This is a genomic window from Corynebacterium renale (assembly GCF_002563965.1).
GTDB classification, from domain to species: Bacteria; Actinomycetota; Actinomycetes; order Mycobacteriales; family Mycobacteriaceae; genus Corynebacterium; species Corynebacterium renale.
Map to the genome: position 1 here is coordinate 1,051,533 of NZ_PDJF01000001.1, position 20,359 is coordinate 1,071,891.

Sequence of the window (20,359 nt, forward strand, 5' to 3'; positions counted from 1 at the left end):
TACCCGTGATGGCAACGGTGGCATTAGTACTAGCAGCGGCAGCAGCTGCAGGTGGGGTGTGGCTGCTGCGTTCCGACGCCCGCGATAAAAACGTGTCGACTACCCCTCCGGAGTCGCGTGCGACTTCGGAGCCCGCACCTCCGGAGCCACCAGAAACTCCGGAACCCGATACGCACACCCCGGTGGCGTACGAGGATTCCGAACCCCTCGACGTGGAAGTCGAGCAAGACCTAAACAACGTGCCGGTCCGCGACCCGAAGACCCCCATCCCGGAGGCCGACCGCGATTCAGAACCAGAACCCGAACCCGCGCCGGACACCGAGCACGCCCCGCAGCGCGATTGGCTGCCGACCTTCGGGCGCCTGCGCCGGCAGCGCCGCGACTGGGCCCAGCACATGGGCGCCGAATTTCACAAGACCGACGATTTCCTGCAGGGGGAGTGGGGCCGCCGCGTAGGCGATGAGGTGCCCCGCGACGTGGTATCCGGCGTGGTCTTGGGCGCGGAATTCCAGGTGTGCGACATCGCTGATACCACCATCGTGGCCTTCCGTAGGGGAGCGGAGTCCGACATCATCATCGAAGCCACCCGCCCCGGCGTCGATCCCGACCCGGACCTTGTTCACATCGCGGACGTGCAGGGTTTCGCGGTGGCTGCGACGGATCAGGGCGTCGGAAAGCGGGCCCTCGATGCCCGCGTCGAGGCTGCACTGTCCGGCCTGCCTGCCGTGGTGCCGGTCGTGTGGGCGGAAAACGGGTGGGTCGTGGCGCAGTGCCCGGGTGAGCCCGCCGATTGGGAAGCATGTCTGGAGCCCCTCAAATTGCTTGCCGACGCCCTCCGGGTCCTCCCGCCGCGCGCGAACCAATTCCGCGAGCTGGACACCAGTGACCTTGACCCCAGCCGGCCACTGCCGCCGGCACCACCCATTTTGGTCGGCGAGCGCGCCCTAGAACCGGAGTCCGCGCAGCCCGCTGTGCTGCGCCCAGAGGAACCCCCGGTCTTGCCACGTCGCGGTGAGGCCGCCTCCCGCGGTGAAGTGGGCCAGGGGTGGGTCGGCGCCGATGATGTGGCCGCGATCGGGGAGCGCCCCCGCGAGGTGGACCCGCGGGCAGGGACACGGATGGTGCGCGATTTGGAGGGTACCTCCGAAATTTTTAAAGACTACCCACAGCGCTAAGGTAGGGTGCATGATTCACGTGCACGCGGAAAATAAAGCACGCCTGGCTGGCCTGGTGCGCAGCCTGGCTGTTGTTCATGGCAAAGTGACCCTCTCCTCCGGCAAGGAGGCCGACTACTACGTTGACCTGCGCCGGGCGACCCTCCACCACGAGGCGTCCCCGCTGATCGGCCAGCTCCTGCGCGAACTCACCGCCGACTGGGATTATGACGCCGTCGGTGGCCTGACCCTGGGCGCGGACCCGGTGGCGACCGCGATTATGCACGCGGGCACGGATATTGATGCTTTCGTGGTCCGCAAGGAGGCCAAGAAGCACGGCATGCAGCGCCGCATTGAGGGCCCGGATATTGCGGGCAAGCGTGTGCTCATCGTCGAAGACACCACGACCACCGGCAACTCCCCGTTGACCGCCGTGCAGGCTGCGCGCGAGGCGGGAGCTGAGGTCGTGGGTGTGGCTACCGTGGTGGATCGGGCAACCGGCGCCGAGGACGTCATCCGCGAGGCCGGCCTGGAATACCGTTACCTGCTCGGCTTGGAGGATTTGGGCCTTGAGTGAGCCCGGCCCTACTGAGTGGGGGCAGGGCCGCCATGGGGTAGGCCCCTGGGAGGGCCCGCTTCCCGACGACCCACGCTACGACCCCGACCTCCTGCGGGAGGGCGATACCCGCAACGTGGTCGACGCCTACCGGTACTGGACGCGTGAGGCGATCGTTGCCGACATCGATACCCGGCGCCACCCGCTCCACATTGCGATCGAAAATTTTGAGAACGATTCCAACATTGGCACCGTGGTGCGGACGGCGAATGCGTTTGCCGTCGATACGGTGCACATTGTGGGACGTCGTCGCTGGAACCGCCGTGGCGCGATGGTCACCGACCGCTACCAGCACCTCATGCACCACGACACCGTCGGCGAGGTCTTGGCGTGGGCGGCGGAGCACGGGCTGCAGGTCGTGGCGATTGATAACACGCCCGGCAGCGTGCCCCTGGAGACCGCGACCCTGCCGGAAAACTGCCTCCTGCTCTTCGGCCAGGAGGGCCCGGGTGTGACCCCGGAGGCGCAGCAAGGTGCGGTGATGACGTGCTCGATTGCCCAGTTCGGGTCGACGCGTTCAATCAATGCCGGTGTGGCGGCGGGCATCGCGATGCACGCCTGGATTCGGCAACACGCCGACTTGGGCCAGGCCTGGTAGGAGCGTGTAACGCAAAACTCGCGCGTCACGTTATGATGGGAGAAGTCACATTTAGTTAAGACGGGACGGATATTACGTGCAAGAAAAGTGGGTTCACCGCGCTGACCTCGCTGAACAGGCTATCAACGAACGCCACGCCTCACGCCTGTGGGGCATCCCGCGCACGAATCTCGCCGTCATCGCCTGGCCGCCGACCAGCCGCGAAACACTGTTCGTGCGCTGGCACTACTGGTGGCAGGCGCATTACATCGACTGCCAGCTCGACGCCTACTCCCGGCGGGCCACCAAGAGGCGCCGCCACCGCCTGCACGACACACTCAAGGGCATGCGGATCCGCAACCTCGGCCCGTTGACAAAGAACAAGTATTACGACGACAAAGCCTGGCTTGCACTCGCCCTCGGGCGCGCGACCGGCATGCCGAAGCTGAAGAAACCGCGCAGCGCCCACCGGCTCGAAGAGAACATCCTCGACGGCGTAGATTCCCTGACCGGCGTGCTGCCCTGGCGGGAGGGCGAAACGTTCTACAACGTGCCATCCAACGGGCCGGGTGCCATCCTTTTCGCCCGCACTGGCCGGCTTAACGACGCCATCCGGATCACAGACTGGATTCTGGACAACCTCATCAACGATGACGGCCTCGTCATGGACGGCCTGCGCATGCGCATGCACGGCCCCGAAATCGTGCGTGACCTGCACCCATACTGCCAGGGTGTGACCCTGGGCGCGTGCCTAGAGATCGCACTACACCTGCGTGAGCAGGCAGGGCTACACACCAGCGAGGAGATCGAAGACTACGCCGACGCTGAACGGGCACACGATTCCATGAAATATATCGTGGCCATCCGCAGCATCGTCGAGGCAGTGGCCAGCTACATGGCTAACGCGCACGGTGTCATCGACTGGGATACGGGGCAGGGTGACGGAGGCCTGTTCAAGGGGATCCTGGTGCGCTACCTTGCCGACGTTGCCGTCCGGCTTCCCGACGACTCGCCGGCGAACCGGGCGACGCGTCGATTAGCAACTCGCCTTGTGGTGCAGTCCGCTGAGAGCGTCTGGAACCACCGACTCGAGGTAGATGGGCTTCCCGTTTTCTCTACAGACTGGACCAAAGACGCACGTCTGCCCCACAATTACGGGCTCGGACCCCGGTCACTTGCGGAAACTGCCGGCGTGATCCGCATCGACGAACGCGATCTCTCCGTACAATTGTCCGGTTGGATGCTTATGGAAGCCGCCGCGAAAGTTACACAAGACCTCCAATAGTTTGGCATAATGGTAAGCGCATTTATCCACCTTTCATAGGAGGCGTTACCCAATGCCAGTAGCAACCCCGGAAATCTACAACGAGATGCTCGACCGTGCGAAGAAGGGTGGCTTTGCCTACCCTGCAATCAACTGCACGTCGTCTGAGACCATCAATGCCGCTCTCCGCGGATTCGCAGAAGCAGAATCCGACGGCATCATCCAGTTCTCCACTGGTGGTGCAGAGTTCGGCTCCGGACTTTCCGTAAAGAACAAGGTTGCTGGCGCACAGGCTCTTGCAGCGTTCGCACACGAAGCCGCTAAGCACTACGGCATCAACGTGGCACTGCACACTGACCACTGCCAGAAGGAAGTTCTCGACGAGTACGTCCGCCCACTAATCGCAATCTCCCAGGAACGCGTTGACCGTGGCGAACTGCCACTGTTCCAGTCCCACATGTGGGACGGCTCCGCAATTCACATCGACGAGAACCTGGAAATCGCCCAGGAACTCCTGGAGAAGGCACGCAAGGCCAACATTATTCTCGAGGTAGAAATCGGCGTTGTCGGCGGTGAAGAGGACGGCGTTGAGGCCAAGGCCGGCGCTAACCTGTACACCTCCGAAGAAGACTTCGCAAAGACCATCGACGCCCTGGGCACCGGTGAAAACGGCCGCTACCTGCTGGCCGCAACCTTCGGCAACGTCCACGGCGTGTACAAGCCAGGCAACGTGAAGCTGCGCCCAGAGGTCCTGGACATGGGCCAGAAGGTTGCAATCGAGAAGCTTGGCCTGGACAAAGATGCGCAGCCATTCGACTTCGTCTTCCACGGTGGCTCCGGCTCCGAGAAGGAGAAGATTGAGGAAGCACTGCGTTACGGCGTCATCAAGATGAACGTTGACACCGACACCCAGTACGCATTCACCCGCCCAATCGTCTCCCACATGTTCGAGAACTACGACGGCGTCCTCAAGATCGACGGCGAAGTGGGCAACAAGAAGGTCTACGACCCACGCTCCTACATGAAGAAGGCAGAACAGGGCATGGCCGACCGCGTGGTCGAAGCTTGCCAGGACCTGCACTCCGTAGGAACCTCCGTCTCGAAGTAAAACTTCGCAGACTACTGGGCCAGGGGCAACCCTGGCCCATTTTTTGTGCACTAGAGTAGTGCGAGTGACTCACCAGGAACCACAACTACCCAGCTTCATGAAAAACCCCGACCGCACAGACAAACTCCTGTGGGCCGGGCTGATCGGCATGATGCTCTTCTCGTTCGCGCTCATCCCGCTGCGCGTCTGGCTGATTAACAACCCAGGCTGGTACGCGCTACTCGTCGGACGCTACACGTCCTCGATCGTGCTGGGTGCCCGGGGATTCAGCCCGTGGATGCTGCTGCTCACAGCCGTGGGGGCGGTGAAGTTCCTGCCCATCTACTACGCGCTGGGCCGCAAGTGGGGTGTGGAATTCGCGGACTTTGCTACACAGTCCACCCCGCGGATTAACCGGTGGATGATGAAGTACATGCGCGGTGACGTCCGCCCCATGAACCGGATCGCCGCCGCGGTCACGCCGTTCACGTACCTGCCGTTTATGTACATTTCCTCGAACATCACGGTGCTCATGATGGCGATCGCTAAGGTCCGCCTCTGGTTTGTGATGCTGCTCAACGTGCTCGGGGTGTTGGCGGTGAACTCCGTCATGTTCTACCTGGGCGGCCGGTATGGTGAGCAGGTGCTCAACGTCATTGAGGTGATCAATAAGTACGCCCTGTGGATTACGGTGGCGCTGGTGGTGTTCGTGGTGTGGAAGGCGATGCGGCAGGCCAAGTAGCCGGTCCTGCTCGCGGTGCAGGCCGGCGGGGTGGCGCGTGGGGTTTAGGCGCGCTGCCAGGTGGCGTTGGGGCCGTCTTTGTCCAGGTAGCCCCAGTGGGTTCCTTCGCGGTGGTCGTCGTTGACCCCGTTGTGGAAGGCGCACGCCATGATCAGGTTGTCGAGGTCGGTGCGCCCACCCTCGGAGAAGGGTTGTATGTGGTGGACTTGGCAGTCGTCGGCTGGGGTATTGCAGCCGGGCCAGGGGCACACGGGGTCGTTGATCATGGCCATGAGCCGTTGTTTCGGGTTCGCGAACCGTTGCGTTTGGCCGGCGTTAATGATTCCTTTCATCGGGTGCCACAGGAGGCCGCGGAAGAAGGTGCCCACGGCGCGTTGCAGGTATTCGGTCCCGGTGAGGGTGACTCCGTTGGTGCATTGGAGTGTGACGTCTTCGGGGTTGTCGTATTTGAGTTTCCACAGGTCGTCGATGGGGACGATAATGTTGGTGATCACCCCGAATTTGGTGGCACCGTCGCGGAAGACGTTTTCGGCGTCGTCGAGAGTTTTGATCTGCGCCCCGAGCGAGGCGATAAGGTCCGCCGAACCTTGGATTGATAGGGTCCACGATTTGCCCTTGGGCCGTTGCATGTAGACCCCGTCCTTGCGGGTGCGTGGCGGATACCATTCGCGCAGACGGGCGAGCGCTACGCTGCGGATTTCGGTGGGCCCGCCGTCGAGGGCGCACAGTTCGACGACGAGTTTCCACGTGTCGGCCACCGATTGAGTGCGCTTGGAATACGTCACGACGGCAAGCAGCCCATCGAGGCTCAAGCCGGTGCGTTGGGCGCGTCGTTGCTGTGCTGTGTAGCGAGTGCGTCCGTAGAAGAGTGCGAAGGCGTCGTGAAGCGCCTGTGCGTGGTCGCGTGTGGCACCCATGGCCACGAGTTGTTCTAGTGTGAAGCCCCCGGATTCGCGTATTAATGCGATCCCTCCCCGAGTAGCTTGCAAATAGGTTGTAAGCATACCCCCGAAGCATACATATTTTTTGCCAACTATGCTTGGTTGCCATGCCTGCAGTGAAGTTAAGCACCCGCGATCGTCTGAAAATCGTGGATAAGTCTTTCCATTCGCGCCTGCGCAGGGTACGCAAGCGCCTGTGGCCGATCGTGCAGTCGGCGCTGGCCGCGACGATCGCATACTGGGTGGCAGTCCACGTGGCCGGCCACCCGTACCCGTTTTTCGCCCCGATTTCCGCGGTGATCATCCTCGGGTTGACCGGCGGCGAGCGCATGAAGCGCGCGCTCGAGATGTCGCTGGGCTGCGTCCTGGGTGTGGGGTTGGCGGATCTGGTTATCCCTCTGCTGGGCCCCGGGGTGTGGCAGCTTGGGGTGGCGGTGGGGATTGCGCTGGTCGTGGCCTCGTTTCTTAGCGCTTCGCCGCTGGTGAATAACCAGATGGCGATCGGTTCGATCCTCATTTCGGTCACGGTGCCGATCGCCGGCGCTCCCACCGCGCCCGGCGGCCCGGACCGCATGGTCGACGCCATCATCGGCTCCATAACAGGCCTGGTGGTGATTGCTTTCTTGCCGTCCTCACCACTTGCCGCGGGCAGGCAGGAACTGTCGAAGGTGCTCACGATTGCGTCTTCAGTGCTTGGCGACGTCGCCAAGGCCCTCAAAGACGGGGACGAAAAAACCCTCGCCGCCGCGCTCAATGCCGTCCGGGATACCCAGGGCGATATTGACAAAATGTTGGACGCCGCGAAGATCGGCAAGGAATCCACCACCCTTTCGCCACTGTTGTGGGCGTCGCGGCGGCGGGTGCGCATCCTGGAACGCATCGTCATGCCCCTGGACAACTGCGTGCGCAACTGCCGCGTGCTGGCGCGCCGGGCGGTCACGCTCACGGAGGACGACGACGAGGTTTCGCCGACGCAGATCGAACTCATCGACGAACTCTCCGACATCACGCTCGCCCTATCCGAGGTCTACGAGGCAAAACCCGAGGTCTCCGAGGCGACGCAAATCCCGCTGATCGTAAACCAGCTGCGCGCGCTGGGGGCGCGGACAGGGATGGAGGTCGCTGAAGGGCGTGTTCTATCCGCGTACGCGCTGTTGGCACAGACACGGTCGATCATCGTAGACCTGCTGCAAGTATGCGGCATGTCCCGTGAATCCGCGTTGGCGGTACTGGAGCCGACTTCGTCTACTCCAGCGTATCCTCCAGAGATTTACGACGACTAGCTATGCGCCCGCTTCAGGGCCGTACGATTTGCAGGTCACGCAGGTGCCGGTAGAACGTAGCGCGCGTGACCGGGCGCGGGTGGGTGACTCCGTCGACGGTGACCATGATGTTTTCGCCGCCGACTTGCACGGCGCGCCCGGTTTCTACGCGCGGTGAGCGGAAGAGGCCGCGGGTGCGGCCGGAGGCGTCGAGAAGCGTGACGGCGGCGATGCCGGGGGCGTCGGTTTGGGGGACGAGTCGGGCGCCGTAGTCGCGGTCGCCGCGCAGGATGGGGGTGTCGTCGACGATAATCTCGCCGGCATCCAGCGCAATCACCGCGGAGCCGGCCACTGCGATTGAGCGGTCGTTGCGGATCAGGGGTACCGGGTTGACGGTCCCGTAGTGGGCCAACGCCACCGCTCCGACGGGGATTGCCCAGTTCACGGAGGCCGGCGATTCTTCCACGGGCACGTAGCCGACCTCGACCCACAGGCTGTCGCGGCGCATGAGGCGCGTTATCACGGCGGACAGCGCGGCGTCCGTTCCCGCGACGACCACACGCAGCGGTTCTGCCAGGTAGGGCGCCTGTGGGGCGGGGCCGGGGGTGCTGAGATGGGCGACGTCGGGCTGCGCCGCGATTTCGTCCAAGGTGGGGGTGGGGTCTTCCGGCAGGTGGGCGTCGCAAAGCACATCTAGCCTGCGCAGATCCTTCCTGGTGGGCACCTCGGGGAGGTCGAGTGTTTCCCCGAACGGTTCGAACTGGTGGGAACGGGGGCCACAGCGCAGGAAGAGAATGGTCATGTGGGTAGACTATAGCGAGCAAGCGCCACATGAAGGAAAGGATTCCAATGGCTGCAATCGTGATCGTGGGCGCCCAGTGGGGCGACGAGGGTAAAGGTAAGGCCACCGACATTCTCGGCGGGCACGTTGACTTCGTGGTGAAGCCAAACGGCGGTAATAATGCGGGCCACACCGTGGTCGTCGGCGGTGAAAAGTATGAGCTCAAGCTGCTGCCCGCAGGTGTTTTGAGCGAAAACGCGACCCCGGTTTTGGGCAACGGTGTTGTCATTAACCTGGAGGCGCTTTTCGACGAAATCGATGGCCTCGAAGCACGCGGAGCCAACGCCTCCCGCCTGCGCATTTCCGCGAACGCCCACCTGGTTGCCCCGTACCACCAGGTGCTCGACCGCGTCCAGGAACGCTTCCTGGGCAAGCGCGCGATCGGCACCACCGGCCGTGGCATTGGCCCGACCTACGCCGATAAGGTTTCCCGCATTGGTATCCGCGTCCAGGACGTCTTCGACGAGTCGATCCTGCGCCAGAAGATTGAATCCGCGCTGGACATCAAGAACCAGACCCTGGTCAAGATGTACAACCGCAAGGCAATCGTCGCCGAGGAAATCGTCCAGTACTTCCTGAGCTACCGCGACCGCCTGGAACCCATGGTCATCGACGCAGAACGCCTGCTCAACGAAGGCCTCGACGCCGGCAAGACCATCCTCATGGAAGGCGGCCAGGCCACCATGCTGGACGTCGACCACGGCACCTACCCATTCGTGACCTCCTCCAACCCGACCGCCGGCGGCGCTTGCGTCGGTTCCGGTGTTGGCCCGACCAAGATCACCAGCTCCCTGGGCATCATCAAGGCGTACACCACCCGCGTGGGCGCTGGCCCGTTCCCCACTGAGCTTTTCGACGAGTGGGGCGAGCACCTGCGCAACACCGGTGGAGAATTCGGCGTCAACACTGGCCGCCCACGCCGCTGCGGCTGGTACGACTCCGTGGTGGCCCGCTACGCTTCCCGCGTCAACGGCTTCACCGACCTGTTCGTGACCAAGCTGGACGTGCTTACCGGCATCGGCGACATCCCCATCTGCGTGGCCTACGACGTCGACGGCAAGCGCTTCGACGAAATGCCCATGACCCAGTCCGACTTCCACCACGCGAAGCCCATCTACGAAACCATGCCGGCCTGGGACGAGGACATCTCCGACTGCCGCACCTTCGACGAACTCCCCGAGAAGGCACAGAATTACCTGCGCCGCCTCGAGGAACTATCCGGCTGCCGCATCTCCTACGTGGGTGTCGGCCCAGGCCGCGACCAGACGATCGTCCTGCACGACGTCCTCGAATCCTAGGGGATTAGCCACGCGCCGGCCGCGGCGAGGATAGCTTCCGAACCGCGGTCCAACGTGGGCTGCATATCGGGGGCAAACGCGGGGTTGTGGTTTCCCGGAGCGTTCTCGGGGGCGGCGAAACCACCCAAACCCCAGTAGAAATAGGGCACGCCAAGCGCCCGGGGGATCACAGAGAAGTCTTCAGAAGCCTGCGCGCCCTCAAACGGAACCGCCTGCTCGCCGAACGTGGCACGGAAAGCGTCCATGACCTTGCCGGCTGCCTGGGGGTCATTGTCGGTGAGCGGGTAGAAGTTCGAGTATTCGAACGTGGGCTCCGGCGCGCCGGCGGCCGCAGCCTCGGAGCGCGCGATCCGTTCGATGGACTCTGTGAGGTGCTGGGCTACGGACTCGTCGAAAGCGCGGATATTAATCTGCAGCGTCGCCGAATCGGGGATGATGTTCGCGCTCGTCCCCGCCTGCACAGAACCTACCGTGACCACGCCAAACGTTCCAGGTGCCAGTTCGCGGGCGACGATCGTCTGCAGGCGCATAACCGTCGAGGACGCAATCACCACCGGGTCCACCGCAAGGTGCGGCATCGAACCGTGCCCGCCCTTGCCCTGGATCCGTACGGTGATGTTCTTCGCAGTGGACAGGAAAGGCCCAGGGACACCGCCCACGCAACCGCCCGGCAGGCCGGTGAGGACGTGCTGCGCTAAGGCGACGTCGGGGGTGGGGATGAGGTCGGCGAGGCCGTCGTCAAGCATGGACTGCGCGCCGGCCGCAATTTCTTCGCCGGGCTGGAACAGGGCAATGAACGTGCCCGACCACGCGTCCGTGCAGGTGGCTAGGGTTTCCGTGGCGCCGAGCAGGGCGGTCGTGTGGACGTCGTGGCCGCATGAATGCATACGGCCCAGCTCGGGGTCGGCGGCGTAGGTCTTGCCGGATTCCTCCGCCATGGGCAGGGCGTCGAAGTCGGCGCGCACCAGCACCGTCGGCCCCTCCCCGTTGCGCACGACCGCTACGACGCCACCCCCGCATTCCTGCGGCTCCAGGCCCATGCGCATCAGCTCTTTGGAGATGCGGGCGCGGGTCTGCACCTCCTGCATGGACAGCTCCGGGTGCTGGTGGAACCAGACGTACAGTTCCTCGCGGGCTTCGCGGGTGGTAGCTAAGTGTTCAAACAGTTCATCCATGTACCCTACGGTACGCCGGTGTCCCGGTACGTGAGCATCCAGGATTGCATCTGCTCATCAAACGTGCAGCTGAGATCCTATTCTGGGTAGCTGGGAGCCGACCGTTTGCGATGTTGAAGGCAATCCTCTTCGGTGCGGTAGGAATCGACGATACCCCCGTGCACCGAAGGTTCGGGCTCGGAATCTTGTACGTGAGATATGCCCGCCCCGACGGCAGCGCCGACGAGAAAGGTGGCAGCTGCTATGCCGAGGTTTATTTTGTTCTTACCCATACCGGGGAGTGTAACGTGCGCCACTTCCCACGTAAAGGGTTTACTGGGTCAACCAGGGGGCCACGCCGGCGATAATTGCCTGCGTGCCTAAATCCAGGGTCGGGTGCAGGTCCGGGGCGAATTGCGGGGAGTGGTTGCTCGGTGCGTCCTCGGCCGCGAATCCGCCTACGCCCCAGTAGCAGTAGGGGATGCCCCAGGCGTTCGGGAGGTGGGAGAAGTCTTCCGAGCCTGTCGACGGCGTGAACTCGCCCGCGCGTTCCCCGAAAATCTCGCGGAAGGAATCCATGACCTGCGCGGTGACGGCCGCATCGTTGTCGGTGACGGGAACTTCGGTCCACCGGTCGATGATGGGTTCGCGTTCGCAGCCGGCGGCTGCGCACTCGGCACGCACGATCCGGTCGATTGCGGCCCAAATCTTTGCGTGGACGGCGTCGTTGTACGCGCGGGTATTGATCTCCAGGCGGACTGAATCGGCGATAACGTTCGCGTTTTCACCACCATGAACAGCGCCGATGGTCACCACTCCGAACTCGCCGGGTGCTAGTTCACGCGCCACGATCGTTTGCAGGCGGGTAATAATATGCCCCGCGATCACCACGGGGTCGATGGTGGTGTGCGGCATGGAGCCGTGCCCGCCGCGTCCCAGAATGGTGACGCGCGTGTTCGCCGTGGCGCTCATTGCTGGGCCCGCGCACGCAGCGACGTGTCCGCCGGGGACGTCCGCGAAAACGTGCTGGGAGAACGCTACTTCGGGGGCGGGGATGGCGTCGATAAGCCCAGAATTGACCATGTCTAGGGCGCCCTGGCCGATTTCCTCCGCCGGCTGGAACAGGGCAATGAACGTGCCTTTCCACAGGTCACGGTGGGTGGAAAGGAATTCCGTGGCGGCGAGTAGCCAGGTGACGTGGAAGTCGTGGCCGCACGCGTGCATGCGCCCCAGCTCGACGTCGGCGGCGTAGGGCTTGCCGGATTCTTCGGCGACGGGCAGGCCATCGAAGTCGGCGCGCATGAGTACCGTCGGGCCCTCGCCGTTGCTGACCACGCCCACCTGGCCGGTCTGGCCGACCGCGATTGGGTCCACGCCGAGGCGACGCAGTTCGTCGGCAATGCGGCCGGAGGTTTCATGCTCCTGGAAAGCCAGCTCCGGGTGCTGGTGGAACCAGATGTAGGTCTCTTCGCGCCGCGCGCGGGTGGATTCGAGGAATTTGTTGAGGGCTGCGTGAATTGTCATGCCCCCACACTAGTGGCTGGCAGGCTTAGACGAGCCCCAAACGGTGCAGGTATTTACGGATACCACGCTGGTTCTTGGCTTCTTCGCGCTGGATTTCGTCTAGTTTGCGCTGGAAAGCGTCTAACGCCTTCTCCCGAGCTCTGGCAACATCTTCTTCTGTCACGGCACGGTTAATGTCACGCGGCATATTCGATGTAGGTGAACTCATTGCGCCTCCTTATTGTCGTGGTCGAGCTTACCGGAACGCTCACGTCCGCGTTGTGGGTGACGGCCATAATTTAAGACGGCTTGAGCAAAGGCTTCGTCGTCTGAATCCTTCCAGTCAGAATCGGCAATCGCCTCCAAAAACGCCCACCCCGCAGACCGCTTGGCGGGATCTTCCTCCAGCGTCAGGTTGATTGCCCATTGCGCGCGGTCGTAGTAGGCGGCGCGGTCGTCGGAGCGGGTGCGTTGGTTCAGCGTCGACAGCGCAAGGATCAGGGCCAGCAACCCGGTCAAGGAGGTGGGCAGGGACCCCTGATAGTCCAGCCACGTGTGCGTCGTTGCTGCCCACGACATGCCGGTCAGTAATTTACTCACGACGAAACCTGCCGCAACACATACACACATTGTGAGGGCTACTAAAAGTATCCAGGCCCCCCGATTTCTTTTCCCCATGCGCACCAGTATGCCAAAAATGTGGAGCGCCGACCACGCCCCACTGCTACTGTGGGCACCATGAAAGATAAGGTCCTGCTGGTTTTGGCAATCGTGCTGCTGCTCGCGGCTGGCGGTTCGCGGTGGGATCAGGAGCAGCGGATTGTCATTTTATTGCTGTGTTTCGGGCTTTTGGGGTACATGGGGTTTTCGCGGTCGCGTGCGGACGAGAAATCTCATCCGGTGGTGCAGTGGGTGTGGGGGCTCGTGCTGCTTCTCATTGTGGGCGCGGTAGCGTTGTGGTGGTTGGGTCCGTTGCAGGGGTGGATGGGTATTACGTTCTTTGTGCTTGCGGGGGCGTATCTTGCGTTGGCTTTTGTAGATGCGGTGCTGCGTAACCGCGGCTAGTAGTCTTGGGGGCATGGTTTCTGAAGAACGTTCACTCCCGGAGGCGTCGGAAAGCACTGGTCCGAAGCCGGCGCAGGTCGAGCTGGGCACGCCGTTGACGGCGAATGCTACGACGGTGATGTTGCTGGGGTCGGGGGAATTGTCCCGTGAGCTGGCGATTGCGTTCCATCGTTTCGGGGTAGAGGTGCATGCGGTGGATCGGACGTCGCATGCGCCGGCGCAGCAGGTGGCGCATTATGCGCACGTTGTGGACGTTTCGGATCCGGTGGCGGTGACGCAGCTGATTCGGCGCGTGCGCCCGGATTTTATTATTCCGGAGATTGAGACGATCGCCGCCGACGTGTTGGAGGCCGTCGAGGAGCGGGGGCATGCGACGGTGGTGCCCTCGGCGAAGGCTGCTGCCTTATCGACGAACCGTGAACGCATGCGTCGCCTGGCCGCTGAAGAGTTGGGCCTGCCTACGCCGTCCTACATGTTCGTCTCCACCCACACTGAGTTTGAGGTGGCGATCGGTTCCTTGGGCTACCCGGTCGTGGCGAAGGCGGCGGAGCAGTCCACCCGCCCGAACTGCGTCATCGAGTCCGAGGAAGATGTTGAGCGGGCTTGGGAAGTGCTTTGCGACGGCCAGCCGGAGACCCGCCTCGTGGTGGAAAAACTCGTCGACTTTGACTACGAGCTCGCCATGCTTGCCGTGCGTTCCACGGACCCCGCCACCGGGCAGCTGGCAACTTGGTTCTGCGAGCCGATCGGCTACAAGTACGACGCCGGCCAGTACGTCGAGTCGTGGCAGCCGATGCGCATCTCCGAAGAAGCGCTGGGCAACGCGCGATCCGTGGCTGCGCGCGTGAGTAATGCGCTCGGCGGGCGCGGTGTGTTCAGCGTGAAAATGTTCGTCGCCGGCGACGACGTCTACTTCTCCGAAGTCCATGCTCGCCCCCACGAAACCGGCCTAGTGACTATCGCTAGCCAGCGCCTATCCCAGTTTGAGCTGCACAGCCGCGCAATCCTCAACATGCCTATCGACGTCACCCTGACCTCCCCGGGGGCCGCCTGTTCACTGTTTTCCACGGTCGATGCGCACTCGGTTCGTATCACCGGGTTGGGTGAAGCACTCGCCGTGCCGGAGTCACGCGTGGAATTGTTCGGCAAGCAGGACGCCACCATCGGACGCGGCATGGGCGTTGCTTTGGCGACCGCCGAAACAATCGGCGAAGCCGCGCAGCGGGCACGCGCCGTCGCTGACGCGATCAGCGTGGAAAACACGGTGGGGTAGCGGCGGGGCTTGGGGCTTAGGGGTACCCGCACCCCCTTTTTCTTCTATATGCAACGAAAAAAGGTACAATTCTCAGCTAACGTACAGTTCCGTTTGAACTGAATCCAAGCTACTGAGAAAGGATGTTCCGCCATGCGAGCATTCACCAAGGGCGCTCTTGCCATCACCGCCGCCGCAGCCGTTACCACCGGCGTCTGCGCACCAGCTGCAAACGCAATGTCGGTCAAGGTTGACGGCCAGGTTTGCACGTTCACTATTCCTGAAAGCGAAAAGCACATTTTCGAGATGGAAAATGGTACGTGGACGCTTACTCCTAACGAGGCTCAAGGCTACATTGCAGGCGGATTGGCATACATCGATAGTTACGAGTCTCTGCTTGCTGAGAATGAAGCGAAGCGCAAAGCCGGTACTATCAGTGAGTTTGACTATCACGACGCAAAAGTTAGAGCCGAACAAGTAAATAAATACTACGGGGGGATGATGCCAGCACTGCGCGCCTGCGTTGAGGGCAAGGATCTCAGCCAGACTTCTTCCGAAGCTCAGGTCGCGCTGAGCTCCGCAGACGGCAAGGGCCTGACCCCGGCTGGAATCGGCGTTACCGTCGCGGGTGCCGTAGCTGCTGTCCTTGGCCTTCTGGTTGCAGCGTTGCCGCAGATTAAGCCACTGTTGCCTGCACAGATCGCCAACCTGCTGCCATAGCATCACTTATGCTTAATGCCCCACGGGAGTGGAGCGTTTTTGCTATCGGGCTATTGCTAACGGGTGCCGAGGTTAATATGCTCCAGGTTATTCCCCCTAAGGAGACCCGCTATGGACACACACAAGAAGCCCATCGTCCCACCGACGCGGCCGTTGGCAGTGCTTCCGGCCGCGCTCATTCCCCTCGGACTCTATGCCTTCGGCATCATCTCAGCAGCAACACTCTGGTGGGTGTTAGGCGCGCTGGCTGCGATAGCGGTAGTGCTGCTACTGGCCTGGTTTTTCACCAGGTAGGTCCGCTTCCATCGGGGTGTGTGGAACGCCAGTGTCCAGGGTTTCCGGGCCGCAGGCCTGGAAACCGAAGCGTTCGTACCAGCCCACTAGGCGGGATTGGGCGGATAGGGTGGCGGTGGGGGCGTCGATAAGCGACATTGCGGTGCGCACCACGTGACTTCCTACGCCGGGGCGCCGGGAGATGATGCGCCCGATCACGTTGCCGACAACGCGCCCGCAGCCCACCAGTTCCTCCCCGTCGAGGATCAGGATGTGGCGGGTATCAGGGTGGATGTCGGCGTCGTCGATTTCGTAGTAGGGGGTTTCCTGCTCGCCGACGAAGACGTCGACGCGCAGTTTGTACAGGTCGTGGACCTCGCGGACCGATAAGTCCTCGAGGGGTGCGATCTTAGTCCTGAGGTCCTGCATGGCGGACCATGTCCTCCCATTCCACGATCTTCTTGCGCTCGCGGCCTTCGGCCTCGCCGAGGGCGCGCTCGGCTGCGTCGAGGCGGTGCCAGCCTTCCCACGTGGTCACGGGCAGGTCCTTCTTCTCGAAGTAGTCCAAGATCGCCTGCGGATCCAGGTTTTCCTCGGCAGGGGAAGGCAGGTGGCCGGCGTCGAAGTCTGCGATGACCATGCCAATGGTTTCCTTGGCGTCACTCTTGGTGTTGCCGATCAGGCCGACGGGGCCGCGCTTGATCCAACCGGTGGCGTAGAGGGATGGCACGATCTGGCCATCTTCGTCGAGGACGTGGCCACCATCGTTCGGGATGACTGCGCGTTCGTGGTCGAACGGCACGCCCTCGACTGCGTCGGAACGGTAGCCGACCGCACGGTACACGGCCTGGACTGGCCAGGTGGTGTATTTGCCGGTGCCGGTTACGCCGCCGTTGCCGTCGAGTTGCATGCGCTCAGTCTTCAGGCCCACGACGTGGCCATCTTCGCCCAGGATCTCGACGGGCGCCTCAAAGAGGTGAATGTGCAGCTTGTGCGGTGCGCCCTTGGGTTCGCGGATGGCGTAGCCTTCGAGGGTCTGGCACACCAAGTCAACGGACTTGGAATCGCGGCGTGCCTGTTCGGAGGCTGCGTCGTAGTCGATGTCCTCGGGGTCCACGACAACTTCGATGGTGTCGGAGTGGTCCAATTCCTTGAGTTCGAGTGGGGTGAACTTAGCTTGGGCCGGGCCGCGGCGTCCGAAGACGTGGATTTCCTTGGCCGCGTTCTTGGAGAGGGTTTCGTAGACGTTGTCCGGGATTTCGGTGACCTTGAGTTCGTCGGCGGTCTTTGCCAGGACGCGTGCAATGTCCAGGCCCACGTTGCCCACACCGATGACTGCCACCTGCTCGGCGTCGAGGGGCCAGTCGCGGGTGAAGTTCGGGTTGCCGTCGTAAAAGCCCACAAACTGGCCGGCACCGTAATGTTCGGGCAGGTCTGCGCCGGGGATGTTCAGTGGCTTGTCGCCGGTGGCGCCGGTGGAGAAGACGATGGCGTCGTAGAATTCGCGCAGTTCGTCGACAGTAATGTCCTTGCCTACCTCAATGTTGCCCAGGAAGCGGATCTCTTCGCGTTCGAGGACGTTGTGCAGGGACTTGACGATGCCCTTGATGCGCGGATGGTCGGGAGCGACACCGTAGCGGATCAGGCCGAAGGGGGCGGGCATCTTTTCAAATAGGTCAATCTGGACGTCATGGTCGGACTTGACCAGAAGGTCGGATGCGTAGATGCCGGCGGGACCAGCGCCGACGACGGCGATGCGCATTGGGCGGCTCATGTGTATTCCTCTTTACCTTTCATCTGCTCTACCCAGGCTGAGCGGGCGAATTGTTGCGGTTGTGCTAACTAGTACCGGCCTAGTGTACAGACTTGTCTACTCTTGCGAAAGGCCCGCTTTATATTTGCATATTAACTGTGTCGCATATGGCGGGCGCACTCACTGGTGGTTTGGGTGTATTTACCGGGCTTCGCGGCCAGGTTAATAGTAGAGTTGGTGTGTGTATCTTACGCCGTGTTGGCGTTGTTTATCGTTCTGCGAAGGAGTGTGCCCATCTTGACCTCTCAATCTGTCATCGTGACCGTAGCGAACCGCACTGTCGACGATCTTGATGTGGCGTCGCTGGCGCAGGAACTCGGCGCGGCCACGTCCCGCCTGAGCGCCACCACCATCGCCGAGGTGCTGGCCCAGGCACCCACCGAACCCACTGTGGTCGTCGGCACTGGTGCCCCGCTTTTCGACGCCGAAGCCGCCGCCGCCCTCGGCCTGCCGCTCGTGCTTGTCGCCGAAGGTGAGGGCCCCCAGGTTGATTTGATCAGCCGCGACATTGCAGCAACCGGCGCGCACCTCGTGGCCACGGTCGCGGCCGGGGAGCTGGCCACGGTTGCCCCCGCGGTCCGCGATGCAGACGTTAAGCCCGTCATGAGCGCCGATCTCTTCGAGACGTGGCTGCTAGAAAAGGCCGCGTCCGCGAAATCCCACATCGTCTTGCCCGAAGGTGGCGACGACCGCATCCTGCAGGCCGCGCACACCCTCCTTGCCCGTGGCGTTGCCGAGCTGACGATCCTGGGGGACCAGGAGGGCGTCGCAAAGCGGGCCCAGGAGCTAGGACTGAACCTGGACGGCGCGCACGTCGTGGACCACCTGACCAGCGACCGCGCCGAGGAGTACGCCGCCGCCTTCGCGGAGCTGCGCAAGAAGAAGGGCGTGACCATCGAGCAGGCGCGCGAGCAGATGAAGGACGAATCCTACTTCGCAACCATGATGGTGCAGGCCGGCGACGCCGATGGAATGGTTTCGGGCGCTGCGCACACCACGGCGGAGACCATTCGCCCCGCGTTCCAGATCATCAAGACGGCCCCGGACGCGTCCGTGGTGTCCTCTATTTTCCTCATGGTCATGCGTGGCCGCCTGTGGGCTTTCGGCGACTGCGCCGTCAACCCAAACCCCACGCCCGAGCAGTTGGGCGAGATCGCCGTGGTGTCCGCGCGGACTGCGCACCAGTTCGGCATTGATCCGAAGGTCGCGATGCTCAGCTACTCGACGGGCGCCTCCGGTGTCGGTCCTGATGTTGAGGCAGTTGTCGCTGCGGTAGAGAAAGCCCGCGAGCTCAACCCGGAGTTGGCCGTCGACGGCCCGCTGCAGTTCGACGCCGCCTGCGAACCCTCCGTCGCCGCGAAGAAGGCCCCCGAATCCCCGGTTGCCGGCCAGGCGAACGTGTTCATCTTCCCGGACCTGCAATCCGGCAACATTGGCTACAAGACCGCGCAGCGCACCGGCGGTGCCCTGGCCGTCGGGCCGATCCTGCAGGGCCTGAACAAGCCGATCAACGATCTTTCCCGTGGCGCCACCGTCCCCGACATTATTAATACCGTCGCCATTACCGCAATCCAGGCAGGAGGCGCCAGCTAAATGGCTTATGCACTCGTTTTAAATTCTGGTTCTTCGTCCATCAAGTTCCAGCTTGTTGACCCTACCGCGCACGCGGAGGACGAGCCGTTCGTCGTCGGACTCGTCGAGCAGGTGGGCGAACCGATGGGCCGCCTCACCTTGAAGCACGCGGGCGAGAAGCACGTCGTCGAGCAGCCGATTCCCGACCACGCCGCCGGCCTGAATCTTTCTTTTGACCTCATGGCAAAGCACCACTGCGGCCCACAGGACGTGGACGTTGTTGCGGTGGGGCACCGCGTTGTGCACGGCGGTATTTTGTTCTCCGGGCCGGAGCTGATCAACGATGAGATCGTGGCCATGATCCGCGACCTTATCCCCCTGGCCCCGTTGCACAACCCGGCCAACATTGATGGCATTGAGGTGGCCCGCGCAATCCTGCCGGACATCCCACACGTCGCCGTCTTCGATACGGGCTTCTTCCACTCCATGCCCCCGGCTGCTGCACTGTACGCGGTGAACAAGGACGTGGCCCTGGACAACGGTGTGCGCCGCTACGGCTTCCACGGCACCTCGCACGAGTACGTGTCCAAGAAGGTGCCGGAATTGTTGGGCATGCCGGAGGCTGCGGTCAACCAGATCACCCTGCACCTGGGTAATGGTGCTTCTGCGGCCGCAATCCGTGGCGGCCAGGCGATTGATACGTCGATGGGCATGACGCCATTGGCCGGCCTGGCCATGGGTACCCGCTCCGGCGACCTGGACCCCGGCGTGATTTTCCACCTGCACCGCAACGCGGGCATGAGCATCGACGAGATTGACGCGATGCTCAACAAGACCTCCGGTGTGAAGGGCCTCTCCGGCGTCAACGACTTCCGCGCCCTGCGCGAAATGATCGAGAATGAGGACGAAGACGCCTGGCTGGCGTACAACATTTACATCCACCAGCTGCGTCGCTACATCGGCTCCTACATGATTGCGCTCGGCCGCGTGAATGCGATCACGTTCACCGCCGGCGTCGGCGAAAATGACAAGGCTGTGCGCGCCGACGCGCTGGCCGGCCTGGAGATGTACGGCATCAAGGTCGATCAGGCCCGCAACGAGTTGCCTAACGACGGCCCACGCGAAATTTCCACCGACGATTCCGCCATCAAAGTCTTCGTGGTCCCCACCAACGAAGAGCTGGCGATCGCCAGGTACGCGTCCGCGTTCGCTTAAGGCGCCGCGC

Annotated in this window: 21 protein-coding genes; 13 read left to right on the forward strand and 8 right to left on the reverse strand. The window is 62.8% G+C overall.

Annotated elements, in window-relative coordinates; genetic code table 11:
• Positions 1–5: 5 nt before the first annotated feature.
• From ATK06_RS04940 to ATK06_RS04965, 6 genes are all read left to right on the forward strand, one after another.
• Positions 6–1,175 (forward strand): type III secretion system chaperone family protein, encoded by a 1,170-nt coding sequence (locus tag ATK06_RS04940; protein WP_143341393.1) that lies wholly within the window; start codon positions 6–8, stop codon positions 1,173–1,175.
• A gap of 10 nt (positions 1,176–1,185) precedes the next feature.
• Entirely contained in the window at positions 1,186–1,731 is a 546-nt protein-coding gene (gene pyrE / locus ATK06_RS04945) for an orotate phosphoribosyltransferase (protein ID WP_048380920.1), read from the forward strand.
• Positions 1,724–2,368, forward strand: a complete 645-nt coding sequence (locus ATK06_RS04950) for a TrmH family RNA methyltransferase (protein ID WP_231913551.1) — start codon at positions 1,724–1,726, stop codon at positions 2,366–2,368. The genes pyrE and ATK06_RS04950 overlap by 8 nt, the downstream gene beginning before the upstream one ends.
• A gap of 76 nt (positions 2,369–2,444) precedes the next feature.
• Positions 2,445–3,632 (forward strand): glycoside hydrolase family 76 protein, encoded by a 1,188-nt coding sequence (locus tag ATK06_RS04955; protein ID WP_048380917.1) that lies wholly within the window; start codon positions 2,445–2,447, stop codon positions 3,630–3,632.
• Between the two features lie 52 nt (positions 3,633–3,684).
• Positions 3,685–4,719 carry a class II fructose-bisphosphate aldolase gene (gene fbaA, locus ATK06_RS04960; protein ID WP_048380915.1) on the forward strand — a complete coding sequence of 345 codons (1,035 nt, stop codon included), beginning with the start codon at positions 3,685–3,687 and terminating at the stop codon, positions 4,717–4,719.
• 64 nt (positions 4,720–4,783) lie between these two features.
• On the forward strand, positions 4,784–5,440 hold the full coding sequence (locus ATK06_RS04965; RefSeq protein WP_143341394.1) for a DedA family protein: 657 nt from the start codon (positions 4,784–4,786) through the stop codon (positions 5,438–5,440).
• Between the two features lie 44 nt (positions 5,441–5,484).
• Here ATK06_RS04965 and ATK06_RS04970 read toward each other — a convergent pair whose 3' ends face one another.
• Positions 5,485–6,444, reverse strand: coding sequence for an HNH endonuclease signature motif containing protein (locus ATK06_RS04970; protein ID WP_098388936.1), 960 nt, complete (start codon positions 6,442–6,444; stop codon positions 5,485–5,487).
• Positions 6,445–6,488: 44 nt separating this feature from the next.
• Between ATK06_RS04970 and ATK06_RS04975 the strand changes: the two genes are divergently transcribed.
• Positions 6,489–7,664 carry an FUSC family protein gene (locus ATK06_RS04975; RefSeq protein ID WP_048380912.1) on the forward strand — a complete coding sequence of 392 codons (1,176 nt, stop codon included), beginning with the start codon at positions 6,489–6,491 and terminating at the stop codon, positions 7,662–7,664.
• Positions 7,665–7,677: 13 nt separating this feature from the next.
• Here ATK06_RS04975 and ATK06_RS04980 read toward each other — a convergent pair whose 3' ends face one another.
• The gene (locus ATK06_RS04980) at positions 7,678–8,445 is read right to left on the reverse strand and encodes a hypothetical protein (protein WP_098388937.1); all 768 of its coding nucleotides are present in this window, start codon (positions 8,443–8,445) and stop codon (positions 7,678–7,680) included.
• A 47-nt stretch (positions 8,446–8,492) separates the two neighbouring features.
• Here ATK06_RS04980 and ATK06_RS04985 point away from each other — a divergent pair, with 47 nt between their 5' ends.
• On the forward strand, positions 8,493–9,782 hold the full coding sequence (locus ATK06_RS04985; RefSeq protein WP_098388938.1) for an adenylosuccinate synthase: 1,290 nt from the start codon (positions 8,493–8,495) through the stop codon (positions 9,780–9,782).
• Here ATK06_RS04985 and ATK06_RS04990 read toward each other — a convergent pair.
• The 4 genes from ATK06_RS04990 to ATK06_RS05000 form a co-directional block, all read right to left on the reverse strand.
• On the reverse strand, positions 9,779–10,957 hold the full coding sequence (locus tag ATK06_RS04990) for an amidohydrolase (protein WP_048380910.1): 1,179 nt from the start codon (positions 10,955–10,957) through the stop codon (positions 9,779–9,781). The two genes, ATK06_RS04985 and ATK06_RS04990, sit on opposite strands and share 4 nt — an antisense overlap.
• 312 nt (positions 10,958–11,269) lie before the next feature.
• Entirely contained in the window at positions 11,270–12,460 is a 1,191-nt protein-coding gene (locus ATK06_RS04995) for an amidohydrolase (protein WP_098388939.1), read from the reverse strand.
• A 25-nt stretch (positions 12,461–12,485) separates the two neighbouring features.
• Positions 12,486–12,668 (reverse strand): hypothetical protein, encoded by a 183-nt coding sequence (locus ATK06_RS11075; RefSeq protein WP_143341395.1) that lies wholly within the window; start codon positions 12,666–12,668, stop codon positions 12,486–12,488.
• Positions 12,665–13,039 (reverse strand): hypothetical protein, encoded by a 375-nt coding sequence (locus tag ATK06_RS05000; RefSeq protein ID WP_143341396.1) that lies wholly within the window; start codon positions 13,037–13,039, stop codon positions 12,665–12,667. Before ATK06_RS05000 ends, ATK06_RS11075 begins: the two co-directional genes overlap by 4 nt.
• 138 nt (positions 13,040–13,177) lie before the next feature.
• Between ATK06_RS05000 and ATK06_RS05005 the strand changes: the two genes are divergently transcribed.
• From ATK06_RS05005 to ATK06_RS05015, 3 genes are all read left to right on the forward strand, one after another.
• Complete coding sequence (locus ATK06_RS05005) at positions 13,178–13,504, forward strand: hypothetical protein (RefSeq protein WP_098388941.1); 327 nt, start codon at positions 13,178–13,180, stop codon at positions 13,502–13,504.
• A gap of 13 nt (positions 13,505–13,517) precedes the next feature.
• Complete coding sequence (purT, locus tag ATK06_RS05010; RefSeq protein WP_083986117.1) at positions 13,518–14,777, forward strand: formate-dependent phosphoribosylglycinamide formyltransferase; 1,260 nt, start codon at positions 13,518–13,520, stop codon at positions 14,775–14,777.
• Positions 14,778–14,909: 132 nt separating this feature from the next.
• A complete protein-coding gene (locus tag ATK06_RS05015; protein ID WP_048380902.1) occupies positions 14,910–15,476 on the forward strand; it encodes a hypothetical protein in 567 nt (188 codons plus the stop codon).
• Between the two features lie 267 nt (positions 15,477–15,743).
• Here the strand turns inward: ATK06_RS05015 and ATK06_RS05025 are convergent, their stop codons facing one another.
• Entirely contained in the window at positions 15,744–16,178 is a 435-nt protein-coding gene (locus tag ATK06_RS05025) for a GNAT family N-acetyltransferase (RefSeq protein WP_098388942.1), read from the reverse strand.
• The gene (locus ATK06_RS05030; protein ID WP_098388943.1) at positions 16,159–17,523 is read right to left on the reverse strand and encodes an FAD-dependent oxidoreductase; all 1,365 of its coding nucleotides are present in this window, start codon (positions 17,521–17,523) and stop codon (positions 16,159–16,161) included. The genes ATK06_RS05025 and ATK06_RS05030 overlap by 20 nt, the downstream gene beginning before the upstream one ends.
• Positions 17,524–17,796: 273 nt before the next feature.
• Here ATK06_RS05030 and pta point away from each other — a divergent pair, with 273 nt between their 5' ends.
• The gene (gene pta, locus ATK06_RS05035; RefSeq protein ID WP_098389401.1) at positions 17,797–19,155 is read left to right on the forward strand and encodes a phosphate acetyltransferase; all 1,359 of its coding nucleotides are present in this window, start codon (positions 17,797–17,799) and stop codon (positions 19,153–19,155) included.
• The gene (locus tag ATK06_RS05040) at positions 19,156–20,349 is read left to right on the forward strand and encodes an acetate kinase (RefSeq protein ID WP_098388944.1); all 1,194 of its coding nucleotides are present in this window, start codon (positions 19,156–19,158) and stop codon (positions 20,347–20,349) included.
• Positions 20,350–20,359: the final 10 nt, after the last annotated feature.

Coding starts and splice junctions, on each gene's coding strand:
- pyrE (WP_048380920.1), top strand. CDS start 1,186: ATGATTCACGTGCACGCGGAAAATAAAGCACGCCTGGCTGGCCTGGTG.
- fbaA (WP_048380915.1), top strand. CDS start 3,685: ATGCCAGTAGCAACCCCGGAAATCTACAACGAGATGCTCGACCGTGCG.
- ATK06_RS04970 (WP_098388936.1), bottom strand. CDS start 6,444: ATGCTTACAACCTATTTGCAAGCTACTCGGGGAGGGATCGCATTAATA.
- ATK06_RS04975 (WP_048380912.1), top strand. CDS start 6,489: ATGCCTGCAGTGAAGTTAAGCACCCGCGATCGTCTGAAAATCGTGGAT.
- ATK06_RS04980 (WP_098388937.1), bottom strand. CDS start 8,445: ATGACCATTCTCTTCCTGCGCTGTGGCCCCCGTTCCCACCAGTTCGAA.
- ATK06_RS04985 (WP_098388938.1), top strand. CDS start 8,493: ATGGCTGCAATCGTGATCGTGGGCGCCCAGTGGGGCGACGAGGGTAAA.
- ATK06_RS04990 (WP_048380910.1), bottom strand. CDS start 10,957: ATGGATGAACTGTTTGAACACTTAGCTACCACCCGCGAAGCCCGCGAG.
- ATK06_RS04995 (WP_098388939.1), bottom strand. CDS start 12,460: ATGACAATTCACGCAGCCCTCAACAAATTCCTCGAATCCACCCGCGCG.
- ATK06_RS11075 (WP_143341395.1), bottom strand. CDS start 12,668: ATGAGTTCACCTACATCGAATATGCCGCGTGACATTAACCGTGCCGTG.
- ATK06_RS05005 (WP_098388941.1), top strand. CDS start 13,178: ATGAAAGATAAGGTCCTGCTGGTTTTGGCAATCGTGCTGCTGCTCGCG.
- purT (WP_083986117.1), top strand. CDS start 13,518: ATGGTTTCTGAAGAACGTTCACTCCCGGAGGCGTCGGAAAGCACTGGT.
- ATK06_RS05015 (WP_048380902.1), top strand. CDS start 14,910: ATGCGAGCATTCACCAAGGGCGCTCTTGCCATCACCGCCGCCGCAGCC.
- ATK06_RS05025 (WP_098388942.1), bottom strand. CDS start 16,178: ATGCAGGACCTCAGGACTAAGATCGCACCCCTCGAGGACTTATCGGTC.
- ATK06_RS05030 (WP_098388943.1), bottom strand. CDS start 17,523: ATGAGCCGCCCAATGCGCATCGCCGTCGTCGGCGCTGGTCCCGCCGGC.
- ATK06_RS05040 (WP_098388944.1), top strand. CDS start 19,156: ATGGCTTATGCACTCGTTTTAAATTCTGGTTCTTCGTCCATCAAGTTC.